General features: G+C 64.3%; 18 protein-coding genes. 13 read left to right on the forward strand and 5 right to left on the reverse strand.

From position 1 onward, the window contains the following. Positions 1–37: 37 nt before the first annotated feature. Complete coding sequence (locus ASD45_RS20720; protein WP_056913523.1) at positions 38–382, forward strand: antibiotic biosynthesis monooxygenase; 345 nt, start codon at positions 38–40, stop codon at positions 380–382. Between the two features lie 19 nt (positions 383–401). Then, complete coding sequence (hutX, locus tag ASD45_RS20725) at positions 402–923, forward strand: heme utilization cystosolic carrier protein HutX (protein ID WP_056913524.1); 522 nt, start codon at positions 402–404, stop codon at positions 921–923. A 289-nt stretch (positions 924–1,212) separates the two neighbouring features. Here hutX and ASD45_RS23630 read toward each other — a convergent pair whose 3' ends face one another. Beyond that, the gene (locus ASD45_RS23630) at positions 1,213–2,181 is read right to left on the reverse strand and encodes a hypothetical protein (protein WP_156380998.1); all 969 of its coding nucleotides are present in this window, start codon (positions 2,179–2,181) and stop codon (positions 1,213–1,215) included. A gap of 93 nt (positions 2,182–2,274) precedes the next feature. Here ASD45_RS23630 and ASD45_RS20735 point away from each other — a divergent pair, with 93 nt between their 5' ends. Further along, positions 2,275–2,601, forward strand: a complete 327-nt coding sequence (locus tag ASD45_RS20735) for a cytochrome c (protein WP_056913526.1) — start codon at positions 2,275–2,277, stop codon at positions 2,599–2,601. 21 nt (positions 2,602–2,622) lie between these two features. Here ASD45_RS20735 and ASD45_RS20740 read toward each other — a convergent pair whose 3' ends face one another. The 4 genes from ASD45_RS20740 to ASD45_RS20755 all read right to left on the reverse strand — a co-directional run bounded on the left by ASD45_RS20740 (position 2,623) and on the right by ASD45_RS20755 (position 6,389). Then, positions 2,623–3,582 (reverse strand): PDR/VanB family oxidoreductase, encoded by a 960-nt coding sequence (locus ASD45_RS20740; RefSeq protein WP_200949747.1) that lies wholly within the window; start codon positions 3,580–3,582, stop codon positions 2,623–2,625. 77 nt (positions 3,583–3,659) lie between these two features. Further along, positions 3,660–5,153: a S8 family serine peptidase gene (locus ASD45_RS20745; protein WP_056913527.1), complete on the reverse strand. Its 1,494-nt coding sequence runs from the start codon at positions 5,151–5,153 to the stop codon at positions 3,660–3,662. Positions 5,154–5,166: 13 nt separating this feature from the next. Further along, on the reverse strand, positions 5,167–5,832 hold the full coding sequence (locus ASD45_RS20750; RefSeq protein WP_056913528.1) for a hypothetical protein: 666 nt from the start codon (positions 5,830–5,832) through the stop codon (positions 5,167–5,169). Then, the gene (locus ASD45_RS20755; RefSeq protein WP_056913529.1) at positions 5,829–6,389 is read right to left on the reverse strand and encodes a sigma-70 family RNA polymerase sigma factor; all 561 of its coding nucleotides are present in this window, start codon (positions 6,387–6,389) and stop codon (positions 5,829–5,831) included. The genes ASD45_RS20750 and ASD45_RS20755 overlap by 4 nt, the downstream gene beginning before the upstream one ends. 319 nt (positions 6,390–6,708) lie before the next feature. On the opposite strand from ASD45_RS20755, the gene ASD45_RS20760 reads away from it, so the two are divergent. The 10 genes from ASD45_RS20760 (at position 6,709) to ASD45_RS20805 (ending at position 15,588) form a co-directional block, all read left to right on the forward strand. Then, complete coding sequence (locus ASD45_RS20760; protein ID WP_056913530.1) at positions 6,709–6,951, forward strand: hypothetical protein; 243 nt, start codon at positions 6,709–6,711, stop codon at positions 6,949–6,951. A 211-nt stretch (positions 6,952–7,162) separates the two neighbouring features. Beyond that, positions 7,163–8,227, forward strand: coding sequence for a lysylphosphatidylglycerol synthase domain-containing protein (locus ASD45_RS20765; RefSeq protein WP_056913531.1), 1,065 nt, complete (start codon positions 7,163–7,165; stop codon positions 8,225–8,227). Positions 8,228–8,282: 55 nt separating this feature from the next. Further along, entirely contained in the window at positions 8,283–9,515 is a 1,233-nt protein-coding gene (locus ASD45_RS20770) for an ATP-binding protein (RefSeq protein WP_056913532.1), read from the forward strand. A gap of 264 nt (positions 9,516–9,779) precedes the next feature. Next, complete coding sequence (gene pstS, locus ASD45_RS20775) at positions 9,780–10,784, forward strand: phosphate ABC transporter substrate-binding protein PstS (RefSeq protein WP_056913533.1); 1,005 nt, start codon at positions 9,780–9,782, stop codon at positions 10,782–10,784. Positions 10,785–11,023: 239 nt separating this feature from the next. Beyond that, positions 11,024–11,989: a phosphate ABC transporter permease subunit PstC gene (gene pstC, locus ASD45_RS20780; protein WP_056913534.1), complete on the forward strand. Its 966-nt coding sequence runs from the start codon at positions 11,024–11,026 to the stop codon at positions 11,987–11,989. A gap of 3 nt (positions 11,990–11,992) precedes the next feature. Then, on the forward strand, positions 11,993–12,862 hold the full coding sequence (gene pstA, locus ASD45_RS20785; protein ID WP_056913535.1) for a phosphate ABC transporter permease PstA: 870 nt from the start codon (positions 11,993–11,995) through the stop codon (positions 12,860–12,862). After that, entirely contained in the window at positions 12,859–13,674 is an 816-nt protein-coding gene (gene pstB, locus ASD45_RS20790; protein ID WP_056913536.1) for a phosphate ABC transporter ATP-binding protein PstB, read from the forward strand. The genes pstA and pstB overlap by 4 nt, the downstream gene beginning before the upstream one ends. Before the next feature lie 35 nt (positions 13,675–13,709). Further along, positions 13,710–14,426, forward strand: coding sequence for a phosphate signaling complex protein PhoU (gene phoU / locus ASD45_RS20795; protein ID WP_056913537.1), 717 nt, complete (start codon positions 13,710–13,712; stop codon positions 14,424–14,426). Between the two features lie 25 nt (positions 14,427–14,451). After that, entirely contained in the window at positions 14,452–15,153 is a 702-nt protein-coding gene (gene phoB, locus ASD45_RS20800) for a phosphate regulon transcriptional regulator PhoB (protein ID WP_056913538.1), read from the forward strand. A 39-nt stretch (positions 15,154–15,192) separates the two neighbouring features. Continuing rightward, positions 15,193–15,588 (forward strand): VOC family protein, encoded by a 396-nt coding sequence (locus ASD45_RS20805; protein WP_056913539.1) that lies wholly within the window; start codon positions 15,193–15,195, stop codon positions 15,586–15,588. Positions 15,589–15,767: the final 179 nt, after the last annotated feature.

The following is a 15,767-nucleotide window of genomic DNA, read 5'->3' on the forward strand; positions in this document are numbered from 1 at the left end:
ACCCGCGCCAGCAAGCGCCAGCCACAGGGGTAACGCCATGTCTCAATTTATCGCCATGAACCGCTTCAAGGTGAAGAAGGGTTCCGAGGAAGCCTTCGAGAACGTCTGGTCGAGCCGGGAATCCTATCTCGACCGCATGCCGGGCTTTGTCGAATTCCATCTGCTCAAGGGCCCGGAAGCGGAAGACCACACGCTCTACTCCTCGCACACGGTGTGGCAGAGCAAGGCGAACTTCGAGGCCTGGACCAAGTCGGACGAATTCCGCACGGCGCATGCCCGCGCCGGCAACAATTCGAGCAACGCGCCGCTCTATCTCGAGCATCCGAAGTTCGAGGGCTTCGAGGTCCGTCTGACCCAGACCAACAAGGCGGCCGTCGCCTGACGGCGACGTGAGAAAGCCCATGTCCGACACATTGACGGCGGCGCCCGATCTGCGAGCCAGGCTCGCGGCCGAACCGGGCGTCGTCATTGAGAGCTTCGCCGCCGACAACGGCGTCACCTGCCGCGACGTCGTCGAGGCCATGCCGGCCGCGATGATCCGCTTCGTCAAGGACGACTTCTCCAGCACGGCGGCCTTCGTCGCGGTGATGGGCGAGGTCGCCACCTGGGGCGACGTCACCTTCATCGTCCACACCGAAGACGGCATCTTCGAGTTCGGCGGGCCGATCCCGCCGGGGTCGGAGGCGCGCAACTACTACAATCTGTCCGGCGCCAAGGGCCTGCACGGCCACCTGCGCGCCGAGCGTTGCGCCGGCATCTGCTTCATGGAGCGGCCGTTCTTCGGCCGGCTGTCGGCGTCGATCCTGCTGTTCAACCGCGACGGCGGCATCATGTTCAAGATCTTCGTCGGCCGCGACGACAAGCGCGAACTGCTGCCCGACCAGCTCGCCGCGTTCCGCAAGCTCGCCGACCGGCTGTGCTGAAGCGAAAGCGTTTTCAAGCGAAGTGGATACCGGTTCGCGTGAAGAAACGCGTCAAACATAAAGCTGGCGCCGGCTGCCTGACAAAGGTCAAAGCGGCCGGCGCGCCATGGCCATGACAAAAGTGGCGGACGATCAATGTTGCCCCCGCGCCTACGTTCATTCGAGGACCGGAAATTGACCAAGATGGTCAAAAAGGCCGATCTGCCAGCACTGGGGTACGTCGAGCGCGAGGCGGCGAGACTATGCGCGCTACGGAGCCGCGGGATGGAGTGGCGTTGACGAGATTTAGCTATTCACTTGGAACGTAATAGAGATACCAATATTTCTTATCGATGCGAGCGCGCCATGGCTGTCCAGCCTCTTCCAGCTTTTCATTGATATAATCAAGCGGTACGTCTTCGATTTTGCTGGACTTAATCTTGTCTAAGAGCCCTTTGCTTCGGAAATAATCATCCCTGATTTTTACGACGATTTCCTGCCGGTGAAGCCACCCGGCGCTAGCGCCGCCAGCTCCGGGATATTGCACATTAAAGTCTGGCGTTTGCCCCTGCGCCTCCAAGAATTGGATGTAGCCCGATTGAGCAGGCGGATACCAAATACTGCGTCCATCAACTGAGCCGCCTTCACCGCCAATGATGGTTCCTCCGCTTCCATGGATGATGCCACCACCGCCGTCACCGCCACGGCCCTCGGCACCGGGGCCGACGTTCCCCCCTTTGCCGCCAATGATGGTCCCACTGTCGCCAAATATCTCGCCGCCGCCTCCCTTGCCACCTTGGGCCTGGGGGGGCGGTTGTCTCATTACCTTGATGCCGTCCATGTTAATCTTGCCGCCAGTTTCTGCGCGGCCAAAAGTAAACGGCAGATCATTTGGCATTTCAGCCCCGCGAGCTGAGATTTCGCCACCTGTAGCCACTTCTAGAGTTGCTCTGTCGCCTATACCCGAACCACTAGGCCCAAAGGGCCGTTGGCTAAAGAACCAGACAGCACAGGCAATAAAGCCGATCCCAAATACAGCCATTCCGATGATTGCGACCATGCGGCGTCTGTGACCTAACGGCGGGGATTTGGACTCTCCTCGCAAAGCTATGACTACGGCGGCGAAAATCAAAGCCAATGTAAGGGCGACGCCGCCCCAAAAGGTCACTGCTAAAGTAGTGCCCGTTAAATGAAGATATTCAGGGGCGGCCATTAGAGCCGTCCCGGCGGGGATAGCCGCTACAGCGAGAATGATTGCGATGAGATAGTCGCGCCGCATGTAATCCGCCCTTTCGGTAACGATATCCCGCGAAAGGGCCGCAAACTACCGTTCGCGCCATATTACCGCGCAATTCTGCTAGATAATTGTCCGATGACAAGCGGACGAACAATCATCACCGGTTTGGCGGTACTCGGAACCATCCTCGCGACCGAGGCCGGCGCGCAGGATCCGGCCGACCGCGGCCGCGCCCTGTTGCAGGAAAACTGCGCCCGCTGCCACGCCATCGGCAAGATCGATGTCAGCCCGCTGAAGGGCGCGCCGCCGTTCCGCATCATCGGCCAGAGCTACGAACTCGATCAGTTTGCCCGCCGCCTCACGCGCGGCATCGCGTCATCGCATCCCGACATGCCGGAATTTCATTTCAATGAGGAAGATGCCGACGCGGTAATCGCCTATTTGAGGACGATCCAGGATTAGAAGGCGCTCGCGGTAAGGCGATCACCGATCCAGCGTGATCTCGTCGCTCTTGGCGCGCGACACGCAGATCATGATGGTGTCGGCCTTTTCGTGCTCGGCCAGCACCAGGTCACGGTGGTCGGCTTCGCCGTTCGAATATCGGGTGCGGCAGGTGCCGCAGGTGCCGGTCTCGCATGAGCTCGGCACCTCGAGCCCGGTTTCGCGCAGCACTTCGAGGATGGTCTTGTCGGCCGGCACGTCGACGGTCTTGCCGGTCTTCGCCAGCTTGACGCGGAACGGCCTGTCGCCGGCCTTGTGCGTTTCGGCGTCGCTGAAGGCCTCGAAATGCACCGCGGTCGGCGACCAGTGATCGGTCATCGCGCGCACCGCTTCCATCAGCGGCCGCGGGCCGCAGCAGTAAAGATGCTCGCGGTTCTGCCGTTCCTTGAGGATCGGCCTGAGGTCGAGCGAGCAGGACGGATCGCCATTGTCGTAATGGATGGTGACGAACTCCCGGATGCCCGGCGCGCCCAGTTCTTCCTTGAAGGCGGTCGTCTCCGGCGAGCGCGAGCAGTAATACAGACGGAAGTGTTTGCCGGCGGCCTGCACCTGGCGGATCATCGCCAGGATCGGCGTAATGCCGATGCCGCCGGCGATGAACAGGAAGTCGGTGGCGCGCGGCGGCAAGGCGAAGTCGTTGACCGGCTCCGACACCATCACGGTGTCGCCGGCCTTGACGTTGTCGATCAGGTCGATCGAGCCGCCGCGGCCGCTGGCCTCGCGCTTCACCGCGATCTGGTAGTGCCCGCGTTCGGCCGGATCGTTGCACAGCGAATATTTGCGGATGGCGCCGTTCGGCACCCGGATGGCGATATGGGCGCCGGCGGAGAATTCCGGCAGGGCGGCGCCGTCGGGCTGGCGGAATTCGAAGAGATTGATGCCGTCGGCAATCGCCTCGTTACGCGTGACGCGCAGCGTCATCATCGGCTGTTCGGTGGTCAAGGCGGCTCCGTCGGTCAGGTCATCCGCCGCGACACTTGGCGCTTGCCGGGCCGGACGGCAAGTGCCGGAAATATATCTCAGCGCATGCCGGCCTTGACCGGCGCCGCGGCCTCGACGCCGCCGACGCCGCCGACAGCGCCGAGCGCGCCGAAGGCATCGGCCAGCCCCGCCCCGAACTCGCTGTCGCGGCCCTTCGGCCCGAGATCGCGCGCCGTTGCTTGCAGCAGGCGCAGCGCCTTGGCCGGGCTCAACTTCGGATCGCGTTCGAGCATCAGTGCCACGACGCCGGAAATTTCGGCGGCCGAGTAGGAGGTGCCCGATGACACCTCATAGCCGCCCGGCACCGCCACCAGCAGCTGATCGCCCGGCGCCGCGATGGCGATATGCGGGCCGCGGTTGGATGGCGCGAACAGCCGGTCGTCGGCATCGGTGGCGGACACGGCAATGACGTTTGGGCCGTCGGCGGGATAAAGCGGCGGCGATTTGGCGCCGGCATTGCCGGCGGCCGCGATCAGGATGATGCCTCTCGTGTGTGCAGCGGCGAGACTGCGCTGCAGCGCCGGATCGTTCGGCCCGGCAAAGCTCATGTTGATGATGCGCGCCTTCCGCGCAACTGCCCAATCGAGCCCCTTGAGGATGGCAAAGGTGGTGCCGTCGGCGCTGCCGCCATTGGGATCGAAGGCGCGGATGGCGAGGATTCTCGCTTTCGGCGCGGCGCCGATCAGTTTGCCGTGACCTGCGATCAGCGCGGCGATGGCGGTGCCGTGATTGTGCGGCGCCATCGGCGTCGCAGCGGCGTTGAAGCTTTCGACGACACTGTCCGTGAGCTCGGGATGGGCGGCATCGATACCGGAATCGATCACGGCCACCAGCACGTCGGTGCCGCTGGCGATTTGATGGGCCTGCGGCAGACGCAGCTTGGCGACTTCGTATTGCGCCGGATCGCCGGCGGACGCCGTTGCGTCATCCTGCAAGGTGTAGACATAGTTCGGCTGCGCCGAGGCGACGACATTGTCGCGCTCCAGTTCGCGCACCACCTGCGGCACCGAACGGCGATCGGGGATGCGCCAGCGATACAACGTAGTGCCACTGAGCTGATGCGGCTGCGATTCGAGGCGTGTCAGGCGGTGGCGGCGTTGCAGGGCATCGACTTGCGCCGTTGGCACGGTGTTGCGCAGTTCGATGACGACTTCATCCGGCACATAACGTCGTTCATTGGCGGGCGGCACGCTGCTCGGGCGGCTCGGCCGCGCCGCGCGCTGCGGCGGGCGGCGGCGCGGCTGATCGTCGATGACGTCGTCCTCATAGAGGACGTCGTCGCGCGGCTGCACAAGCTGCGGCACCGTCATGATGATGCCGGGCACGATCGCGCCCCAGCCCGGACCGCGATAGCCGCCGCCGCCGCGATGCCCGCCTGACGGCGGCTGCGTGTAACCGCCGCCGCCGGATGGGGGCGGCGGTGTGGCGACGCTGCGCGCATTCGATTTCTGCGCTTGCACTGCATCCGTCATCAGTGACGCGGCCGCAACGACGACGGCGGCGAGACAGAAATGGACGATCTTCATGGACATGATCGATCCTCCGTTATGGCGATGTGACGATCAGGGCGACGATCTTGTTGTCCTGCAGTTCCTGGATGCGCACCGCGACGTCGGCCTGCGACAGCTTCTCGGGCGCGATCTTCACGCGATAAAGTCCGCCGTTCATCGGGCCGGCGACGATGCCCAGCTTGTTCTTGGCGAGGAACTGGGTGACGTCGTCCTGCGTCGCCTGCGCCGCAAAGCGGACGAGGGCGAAGGAGCCGGTCGCATTCTGTGCCGTAGGCGCAGAAGCGGTCTCATAGGTGCCCCCGGATTGCTTGAGCATGATGCCGCCGATGATGCCGGCCTGCAGCAGGATGGCGATGACGGCGGCGCCGGTGGCATAAGTCAGCGTGCGCGGCGTCAGCCCGGCGAAGAATTCGGCAACGCGCAAGCTCCAGCCCGGTGCAGCCGCGCGCCGCTTCGGCTCGGCGTCGATGCGCGTAAACAGATCGGCCATGATGCGCCCCGACGGCGTGCCAAGGCTTTCATTGAGACCAATGGTTTCGCCAAGCTCCTCGCGCACCAGTGCGTAGCGGCGCGCGATCTCGGGATCGTTCCTGAGCGCTTCTTCGACGCGCCGCGCCTCGCGCGGACCGAGCGTGCCGGCCGCGTGCCACGGCAGAAGAAACTCGATGTCGGTCTCTTCGTCTTTGCCTGTCGTTGTCATGGCCAGCCTCGATCGATTCCCTGCTCCTTGAGGAGCTCCGATAATTTCTTGCGCGCATAGAACATGCGCGTCTTCACGGTCGCTTCCGGGATGCCGACGATCCCGGCCACTTCTTCCACCGACTTCTCGTGGTAGTAGACGAGGTCGATGATCTCGCGATGCTCGTTCGACAGCTTCGAAATCGCTTGTCGCAGTTGCGAACCCTTGTCCTTCTTCGCCAGCACCGTCTCCGGATTGTCGGCGTGATCCTCGATCGCCGCTGCCGTGTCGTCGTCCAGTTCGGCCTCGGACCTCTTCCGCAGAGCCGAGAGCGCCTTGAAGCGCGCGATGCCCAGAATCCAGGTGGACACCGCAGCGCGGCCTTCGAATTCCCCGGCCTGCCGCCACACCTCGAGAAAGACCTCGCTGATCAGGTCCTCGGCGGTGGCTTCGTTGCGCACCAGCCGCAACACGAAGCGGTAAGCGCGCACGTGGTGCCGCGCGAACAGCACCTGCATGGCCAGTCGGTCGCCGCCGGCGATCCTTGCGATCAGAACCTCGTCTGGGGTCGTTTGCATCGCAGGCGTAACCTGAACATGGGTCGCGGCCGCCGGCCGTTCGGTTCAAGGCTATCGGAGCGTCAGCGCGAATAATGTGATCGCGGGCACGTCCGGCACTGAACGCAGGCTCGGACCGATCGCCGCGCAGGGCAAGCCCGTCGCCATTCAAAGCCGCCGCAAAGCCAATTTTTCGTAAAAAAGCTATTCCAAATCAGAATGTTAAGGAGGCGCGCATATCGCATGCGAAAAATCTTTGAACCTTTTCCCGGGCGCCGGCGACCCACGGTCAGGATGTGAGAGGCACATCCCCCGAAACGCCAAACCCAGGAGAGACACCATGATCCGCAAGCTCATCATCGCCCTCGGCGCCACCGCTGTCGTCGCTGCCGCCGCTCTGTCGCCTACGACCGCTTCCGCCTCCGGATGGCATGGCCACCATGGGCATCACGGCTGGCACCGTGGCTTCGGCTTCGGCTTTTACGCGCCGACCTATGTCGGTGGGCCGGACTGCTACGTCGTCCGCCGCCTCATCGACACCCCGTACGGCAAGCGCTGGCGTCGCGTGACGGTATGCGACTGAGCCGTCCTTAACGGCCGACAAGCCCCGGCTTCGTCAAGCGAAGCCGGGGCTTTCGCGCGCTCTCGCGCCGGCCGTTCAGTTCTGCTACGGAACGGCCTCGGGCCGATGAGGGGAATGGCGAGAATGGGGCGGGGTTGCCCATGAACGCCGCAATCCGACATTGGTGACGAACTATGCTCCCCGCCATGTGTTGTCCCGCCGCGGAGAAACAATGCTGAAGGCCCTGCGCGCCATAGCGCGTCTATTCGATCGCTACATCGGCTGGAACAGGCTGGGCTTTCTGCTCAGCATTGCGATCATCGCTGTCGCGGTGACGGTGCTGTACCGCATGCTGCACAAGATCGACGTCCGCGAGGTCTGGGCGGCAATCCACGCCACCGACGCCCGCAACGTCGCGATCGCCGCCGGTTTCGTCGCCATCGGCTACTTCACGCTCACCTTCTATGACTGGTTCGCGCTGCGCGCCATCGGCCGCCGCGACATTCCATACCGCATTGCCGCATTGGCCGGCTTCACCAGCTATTCGATCGGTCACAATATCGGCGCCACGGTCTTTACCGGCGGGGCGGTGCGCTATCGCATCTATTCGATGTACGGGCTCGACGCCGTCGACGTCGCCAAGATCTGCTTTATCGCCGGGCTCACCTTCTGGCTCGGCAATGTCACGGTGCTCGGCATCGGCGTGACCATCCATCCGTCCGCGGCCGGCGCCATCGACCAGCTTGGCCATCTGGCCAACCGCATCATCGGCCTTGGCCTGCTCGCCATTCTCGCCTGCTACGTTGCCTGGGTCTTTACTGCACCACGCGAGATCGGTCGCGGCGGCTGGACCGTCCGACTGCCGAACGGGCCGTCGACGCTGCTGCAGATCACGCTCGGCATCTTCGATCTGATGAGCTGCGCGCTCGCGATGTACATGCTGGTGCCGGCGGCGCCGCACGTCGATTTCGTCACGCTCGGCGTCATCTTCGTCACCGCGACCTTGCTCGGCTTCGCTAGCCACGCGCCCGGCGGGCTCGGCGTGTTCGATGCGGCGATGCTGGTGGCGCTGTGGGAATTCAACAAGGAAGAGCTGGTGGCGGGCCTTCTGCTGTTCCGCGTGCTCTATTACCTCGTGCCCTTCGCCATCGCCGTGGTTATCCTCGGCGCCCGGGAGTTGTGGCTCAACCTGCGCGGCACGCGTCCCAAGCTCGACCTGCATCCGGTGCCAAGCGTGATCGCGCCGATCCGGACCGAGCTTGACAACGGTGACGACACGCGAAAATCCAAGGCCTGATAAAGGCCTGATGCCGCACCGATAATCGGGTGCGGTTCGAGCGCGGCATTGCACGATGGTCAATGACAACGACGGCAACGACAGGGACGCGCCGACCGGCCGGGCAGGCGGGTGGCGCGGCGCCTTGCGCTCGCTGATCGGCCGCGGCGACGGGGAGGGCGATGACGAGGTGGGTGCATCCGCGCCGCCCCCGTCGCCGCAGCGGCGCGGCAATCCGGCGCGCCGCGCCCGGCTCATCGAAGCGCTGATCGGCGGCCTGCCGCAACCTGCCATCGTGCTCGACCGCGAAGGGCGCGTCATCACCTTCAACCAGGCGGCGCGTGGCGTCGCGCCGGCGCTGCGCAGCGGCGAGCCGGCGCTGATCGCCCTGCGGATGCCGGAACTGGTCGATGCCATCCGCCGCGCCGGCAAAAGGCGCGAACAGCAGCGCGTCGAGTTCTTTGAGCGCGTGCCGCTCGACCGCTGGTTCGAGGCTTTCGTGACGCCGGTGACCTTGCCGGAGACCGATGGCACGCAGGCCGAACTGCTGCTGATGACGTTCAACGATCTGACGCCGCTGCGCCGCGTCGAGGAAATGCGCGCCGATTTCGTCGCCAATGCCAGCCACGAACTGCGCACGCCGCTCGCCGCCTTGCTCGGCTTCATCGAAACGCTGCAGGGTCCGGCCAAGAACGATGTCGCCGCGCGCGAGAAGTTCCTCGCCATCATGCAGCAGCAGGCGACGCGCATGGCCCGTCTGATCGACGACCTGTTGTCGCTGTCGCGTATCGAGCTCAACGCTCACCTGCCGCCGAACACGGCGGTCGATCTGGTGCCACTGGTGCGCCATGTCGCCGACGGCCTGCAGACTTTGGCCCGCGACCGCCAGGTCGATATCCGGATGGCACTACCGCCGGAACCCGTGATGGTGCTCGGCGATCGCGACGAACTGATCCGGGCGCTGGAGAACCTGGTCGAGAACGCGCTCAAATACGGCGCCGCCGGCAAGCGCGTCGATGTCGCCTTATCGCGCGCGCAGACCCGGGCTGGCGCGCCGGAGGCGCGCATCGCGATCCGCGACTTCGGCCCCGGCATCGCGCCCGAACATCTGCCCCGCCTCACCGAGCGGTTCTACCGTGTCGATGTCGCCGACAGCCGCTCGCAGGGCGGCACCGGCCTCGGCCTGTCGCTGGTCAAGCACGTGCTCAACCGCCACGGCGGCCGGGTCTCGATCGAGAGTGTCCTGGGCCAGGGCGCGACATTCACAATGCACCTGCCGCTCTACACAGCAGCGTCGCCAGCTTCCTAAATTTCATTATATATTTCAATATCTTATTCTGTCATCTGGTTGTCATGGAAGCTTCATAAAACCATGACACCCGGCCCCTAACGCTGGCCGCGGGTTCGGGAAACTTTGAGCTAGCGCACAGCGAGACTCACCCCCCGGAGCCAACATGGAGTGCGTTGAAACAACAGCGGCCGCCCGTTTTGGGCGATGCAACTGCGCAGGGTCGTCGCGACTCTGCGCTCTTGGCCGCAAACATGGAGAGATCCCTTGAAACACTGGACCGTAATGGCAGCCGCCGGCCTCGTCGCCGCCGCCGTGTCGCTTCCGGCCTTCGCTGCCGACATCTCGGGTGCCGGCGCGACGTTCCCCTATCCGATTTATGCCAAGTGGGCTGACGCCTATAAGAAAGAAACCGGCAACGGCCTGAACTATCAGTCGATCGGTTCGGGCGGCGGCATCAAGCAGATCACCGCGCGCACCGTCACCTTCGGCGCGTCGGACATGCCGCTCGAGCCGGCTGAGCTCGACAAGATCGGCGTCATCCAGTTCCCGACCGTGATGGGCGGCATCGTGCCGGTCGTCAATCTCGACGGCGTCAAGAGCGGCGACCTGACCATCGACGGTCCGACGCTCGCCAAGATCTTCCTTGGCGACATCAAGAAGTGGAACGATCCGGCGCTGGTCAAGCTCAACCCGAACGCCAAGCTGCCCGATCAGGCGATCGCGCTGGTGCACCGTTCGGACGGTTCGGGCACGACCTTCATCTTCACGAACTATCTGTCGAAGGTCAGCGGCGACTGGAAGTCGAAGGTTGGCAGCAGCACCGCGGTGCAGTGGCCGGCCGGCATCGGCGCCAAGGGTAACGAAGGCGTCGCCAACAACGTCGCCAACACCAAGGGCGCGATCGGTTACGTCGAAACCGCTTATGCCAAGCAGAACAAGCTGACCACCACCAAGATGGTCAACAAGGACGGCAAGACGGTCACCGCGGATTCGGAATCGATCATGGCCGCCGCCGCCGGTGCCGACTGGGCCAAGGCGCCCGGCTTCTACCAGATCCTCACCGACGAGCCGGGTGCGAAGTCCTGGCCGATCGCCGGCGCCACCTTCATCCTGATCCCGAAGGAGCCGAAGGATCAGGCTGCCGCCACCGAAGCCCTCAAGTTCTTCGGCTGGGCCTACAAGAACGGCGACAAGATGGCTGAGGACCTCGACTACGTCCCGATGCCGGACAGCGTCGTGAAGCTGATCCAGGACAAGTGGAAGAGCGAAGTCAAAGCGGCGATGTAATCCGCCGGTAAACCGGGAAGGGCGCCAGGTCAGACACTGCTCCTGGCGCCCCTTTTCCGGCCTGCCTTCCTTTGCCCACAGCCTGAAACTGACGACTTGTTTCGCGGCCGCAAGGCCGCTTCAGTGGCCCTCCGAAACTGGCATAATCCGCCGATCTGGCGATGCGCCGCGAGGAGAGCCAAATGACTTCTTCCGGGAGGCGACCCGTGGTTGACGTAGCGTATCCGGCCAGCGGCGCGATGACGGAGACCGAACAGGTCGACCGCGCCAAGATTCTCAGCAGACTGCGCTTTAGCGATGCTTCCTTCCGGTTCATGACCCGGGCCGCCGCCATGGCGGTGCTCATCATCCTCAGCGGCATCATCATCTCGCTGATCCACGGTTCCTGGCCGGCGCTTCGCGAGTTCGGATTCGGCTTCCTGATCGATGAAAGCTGGAACCCGGTCACCGATAAATTCGGCGCCATCGCGCCGATCTACGGCACCATCGTCACGTCGCTGATCGCCATGCTGATCGCGGTGCCGGTCGGCCTGTTCATCGCCATGTTCCTCACCGAACTGTGCCCGATGTTCCTGCGCCGCCCGATCGGCATCGCCATCGAACTGCTCGCCGGCATCCCGTCGATCATCTACGGCATCTGGGGCCTGTTCGTTTTCGCGCCGTTCCTGCAGCAGCACGTGCAGCCGTTCCTGATCACGGTGTTCGGACCGATCCCGTTCCTCGGCAATCTTTTCGCCGGCCCGCCGTACGGCATCGGCGTGCTCACCGCCGGGCTGATCCTTGCCATCATGGTGCTGCCGTTCATCACCTCGATCTCGCGCGACGTGTTCGAGGCGGTGCCGCCGGTGCTCAAGGAGGCCGCTTACGGCCTGGGCTGCACCACTTGGGAAGTGGCTCGCAACGTCGTGCTGCCCTTCACTCGTGTCGGCGTCATTGGCGGCGTCATGCTCGGCCTCGGCCGCGCGCTCGGCGAAACCATGGCGGTGACCTTCGTCATCGGCAACGCGCACCGCATCTCCGGTTCGATCCTGGCGCCCGGCACGACGATCTCGGCCACCATCGCCAACGAATTCACCGAAGCGGTCGGTGACATCTATACCTCGTCGCTGATCGCCCTCGGCCTCATCCTGTTCGTCATCACCTTCATCGTGCTGGCCTTCGCCCGGCTGATGCTGATGCGGCTCAACGCCCGGCTGGGGAAGTAAGTCATGGCCGCTCCAAGCACCATCAACTCGTCGACGCCGATCTACGCCGCGCGCCGGCGCAAGAACGTCATCACCATGGCGATCGCGTACGCGGCGACCGGTTTCGGCCTGCTGTGGCTCGCGCTGATCCTCATCGTGCTGTTCTGGGAAGGCTTCAGCGGTCTGTCGCTGCGCGTCTTCACCGAAATGACGCCGCCGCCCGGCTCGTCCGGCGGCCTGCTCAACGCCATCGCCGGCAGCCTGGTGATGACGTTCCTCGCCGTCGCCATCGGCACGCCGCTCGGCGTGCTCGCCGGCACTTATCTTGCCGAGTACGGCCGCTACGACAAACTGTCGACGGTGGTGCGCTTCATCAACGACATCCTGCTCTCGGCGCCGTCGATCGTGGTCGGCCTGTTCGTCTACGAGATCATGGTGGCGCAGATGGGCCACTTCTCCGGCTGGGCCGGTGCGGTGGCGCTGGCGGTAATCGTCGTGCCGGTCGTGGTCCGCACCACCGAAGACATGCTGACTTTGGTGCCGGACACGCTGCGTGAAGCCGCGGCCTCGATCGGCCTGCCGCGCTCGAAGATGATCCAGAAGGTCGCCTATCGTGCCGCCCGCGCCGGCATGATCACCGGCGTGCTGCTCGCGGTCGCGCGTATCTCCGGTGAAACCGCGCCCTTGCTGTTCACCGCGCTCAACAACCAGTTCTGGAGCACCAATCTCAATGCTCCGGTCTCGAGCCTGCCGGTCGTCATCTTCCAGTTCGCGCTCAGCCCCTACAAGGACTGGCAGGAGCTGGCCTGGACCGGCGCCTTGATCATCACATTGGCGGTGCTCGCCTTGAGCATCCTCGCGCGTTACCTCGGTGGACAGAGTAAGAAATCATGACGATGGCCAGCTTCACAGTACCGACCGTCACCAACACCGTCGCCTCGACCGAAGGTCTGGTCGAGAAGATCACCGTGCAGAATCTCGATTTCTTCTACGGCGATCACCGCGCGCTGAAGAACATCAACGTCTCGCTCTATCAGGGCAAGGTCACGGCCTTCATCGGCCCGTCGGGCTGCGGCAAGTCGACGTTGCTGCGCATCCTCAACCGCATGTACGACCTCTATCCGAACCAGCGCGCCACCGGCACGGTGCGGCTCGACAACGATAACATCCTGTCGCCGTCGCAGGACCTGAACCTGCTGCGCGCCAAGGTCGGCATGGTGTTCCAGAAGCCGACGCCGTTCCCGATGACGATCTACGAGAACATCGCCTTCGGCATCCGGCTTTACGAGAAACTGTCGAAGTCCGAGCTCGATGGCCGCGTGCAGCATGCGCTGGAGCGCGCTGCGTTGTGGACCGAGGTCAAGGACAAGCTCAACGCCAACGGCCAGTCGCTGTCCGGCGGTCAGCAGCAGCGCCTGTGCATCGCCCGCACCGTGGCGGTGCGTCCGGAGGTCATCCTGTTCGACGAGCCGTGCTCGGCGCTCGATCCGATCTCGACCGCGAAGATCGAAGAGCTGATCGACGAACTGAAGGAAGACTACACGATCGCCATCGTTACCCATAACATGCAGCAGGCGGCGCGCGTCTCCGACTTCACCGCCTTCATGTATCTCGGCGAACTGGTCGAATACGGCGAAACCACCAAGATCTTCACCGCGCCGAACGATCGCCGCACCCAGGACTACATCACCGGTCGCTTTGGTTAGCCTCGTCGCCGGACAAAGATTGAGGAAGTAGCACCATGAACGAACAGCACACGGCCAAGGCTTTCGACGTCGATCTGCAGGATCTGTCGCGGATGGTCGCGGAAATGGGCGGCCTTGCGGAAAAGCAGGTCGCCGACGCCGTCGACGCGCTGGCCAAGCGCGACACCACGACGGCGCAACGTGTCACCGCCGCCGACGTCAGCATCGACAACCTGCAGCGCGAGATCGAGGAAAAGGCGGTCCTCACCATCGCCCGCCGTCAGCCCATGGCGGTTGACCTGCGCGCCATCGTCGGTTCGCTGCGCCTTGCCAACGATCTCGAGCGCATCGGCGATCTCGCCAAGAACATCGCCAAGCGCGTCATCGCGCTGAACGCCGAATTCCCGCCGCCGAAACTGATCCGCGGGGTCGAACACATGACCGATCTCGTTCTCGAGCAGCTCAAGGCCGTGCTCGACGCCTATGCGCACCGCGACGACAACAAGGCGATGGCGGTGTGGCGCGGCGACGAGGAAATCGACGCGGTTTGCACCTCGGTGTTCCGCGAACTGCTCACCTACATGATGGAAGATCCGCGCAACATCACCTTCTGCATCCATCTGATGTTCTGCGCCAAGAACATCGAGCGCATGGGCGATCACGCCACCAATATCGCCGAGACCGTGCATTACATCGTCGATGGCCGGCCGATCACCGAGCGCCGTCCGAAGGGCGACACCGAAATCTCCGCGCTGGCGGGGATGACCAGCTGATAAGGGCTGACGCAAGGTACCAAGCATGAGCGCCCGCATCCTGATCGTCGAAGACGAGGAGCCGCTGACGATGCTCCTCGTCTATAATCTGGAGAAGGAAGGCTACGAGGTCGAAACCGCGGCGCGCGGCGACGATGCCGACACCAAGCTGAAGGAAAGCGCGCCGGACCTTGTTGTGCTGGACTGGATGCTGCCCGGACTGTCCGGCATCGAACTGTGCCGGCGTCTGCGCGCCCGCCCCGAGACGCAGCAATTGCCGATCATCATGCTCACCGCGCGCGGCGAAGAGAGCGAGAAGATCCGCGGTCTCGCCACCGGCGCCGACGACTACATCGTCAAGCCGTTCTCGGTGCCGGAACTGCTGGCGCGGGTGCGGGCGCTGCTGCGCCGCGCCCATCCCGATCGCGTCGCCACCGTCCTCAACATCGGCGACATCGAACTCGACCGCGAGAAGAAGCGCGTCTCGCGCAACGGCCGCGCCGTCGATCTCGGACCGACCGAATATCGCCTGCTCGAATTCCTCATGGAGCGGCCCGGCCGCGTGTTCTCGCGTGAGCAGTTGCTCGACGGCGTCTGGGGTTCGGAGATCTATATCGACGAACGTACTGTCGATGTTCATGTCGGCCGCCTGCGCAAGGCGATTAACCGCGGCCAGCTCGCCGACCCGATCCGCACCGTGCGCGGCGCCGGCTACGCCCTCGACGACCGCTTCGGCCGGGCGAACTGACGCTTTCGTCGATCGTCGCGCTCCGATATCGTCGCGCGCATGATGCGCCTTTGGACGATCATCGGCGTCGCGGACGTTGCGGCGAGCTTCACGTGGTACCGCACACTGCTGGGGTTGCCGGACACCGCGCCGGCGCATGACGACTTCGGCCAACTCGTCGATGGCGACGGCACCGTGCTGCTGTCGCTCCATGCCTGGGGCGCGCACGGCCATCCGACGCTGACCAGCGCGGATGTCGCGACGCCGGGCAACGGCCTGATCCTGTTCTTCCGCGTCGACGACTTCGACGCCTGCCTGGCGCGGGCGAGGGCGCTCGGTTCGCCGCTCGCCGAAGCGCCGCACCGCAATCCGAACACCGGCACCCTAGAATTCTCGCTGCGCGATCCCGACGGCTACTGGGTCAGCATCAGCGCGGTCGAGCGGACTGACGGCTGAAGCCTCTCTTGACACAAGTCCTAATTAAGGAATATATACTGACCGTCCGATCCTGCCGGGGGCGTCATCTAGAGGCGTCTGGATCGATGGGGTCGGATGCGGTGCCCGCGGGCCTGGGGAATACGCACCCCAGGCGCTCGGGCGGCGCCGGGGCTCCGCCCGCCGGCAATAAGACCGGC

Source organism: Pseudolabrys sp. Root1462, assembly GCF_001426945.1.
In the GTDB taxonomy this organism is placed as follows: domain Bacteria; phylum Pseudomonadota; class Alphaproteobacteria; order Rhizobiales; family Xanthobacteraceae; genus Pseudolabrys.

Coding starts and splice junctions, on each gene's coding strand:
- ASD45_RS20770 (WP_056913532.1), top strand. CDS start 8,283: ATGGTCAATGACAACGACGGCAACGACAGGGACGCGCCGACCGGCCGG.
- pstB (WP_056913536.1), top strand. CDS start 12,859: ATGACGATGGCCAGCTTCACAGTACCGACCGTCACCAACACCGTCGCC.
- ASD45_RS23630 (WP_156380998.1), bottom strand. CDS start 2,181: ATGCGGCGCGACTATCTCATCGCAATCATTCTCGCTGTAGCGGCTATC.
- ASD45_RS20745 (WP_056913527.1), bottom strand. CDS start 5,153: ATGTCCATGAAGATCGTCCATTTCTGTCTCGCCGCCGTCGTCGTTGCG.
- pstC (WP_056913534.1), top strand. CDS start 11,024: ATGACGGAGACCGAACAGGTCGACCGCGCCAAGATTCTCAGCAGACTG.
- hutX (WP_056913524.1), top strand. CDS start 402: ATGTCCGACACATTGACGGCGGCGCCCGATCTGCGAGCCAGGCTCGCG.
- pstA (WP_056913535.1), top strand. CDS start 11,993: ATGGCCGCTCCAAGCACCATCAACTCGTCGACGCCGATCTACGCCGCG.
- ASD45_RS20750 (WP_056913528.1), bottom strand. CDS start 5,832: ATGACAACGACAGGCAAAGACGAAGAGACCGACATCGAGTTTCTTCTG.
- ASD45_RS20755 (WP_056913529.1), bottom strand. CDS start 6,389: ATGCAAACGACCCCAGACGAGGTTCTGATCGCAAGGATCGCCGGCGGC.
- ASD45_RS20760 (WP_056913530.1), top strand. CDS start 6,709: ATGATCCGCAAGCTCATCATCGCCCTCGGCGCCACCGCTGTCGTCGCT.
- pstS (WP_056913533.1), top strand. CDS start 9,780: ATGGCAGCCGCCGGCCTCGTCGCCGCCGCCGTGTCGCTTCCGGCCTTC.
- phoU (WP_056913537.1), top strand. CDS start 13,710: ATGAACGAACAGCACACGGCCAAGGCTTTCGACGTCGATCTGCAGGAT.
- phoB (WP_056913538.1), top strand. CDS start 14,452: ATGAGCGCCCGCATCCTGATCGTCGAAGACGAGGAGCCGCTGACGATG.
- ASD45_RS20720 (WP_056913523.1), top strand. CDS start 38: ATGTCTCAATTTATCGCCATGAACCGCTTCAAGGTGAAGAAGGGTTCC.
- ASD45_RS20765 (WP_056913531.1), top strand. CDS start 7,163: ATGCTGAAGGCCCTGCGCGCCATAGCGCGTCTATTCGATCGCTACATC.
- ASD45_RS20805 (WP_056913539.1), top strand. CDS start 15,193: ATGATGCGCCTTTGGACGATCATCGGCGTCGCGGACGTTGCGGCGAGC.
- ASD45_RS20735 (WP_056913526.1), top strand. CDS start 2,275: ATGACAAGCGGACGAACAATCATCACCGGTTTGGCGGTACTCGGAACC.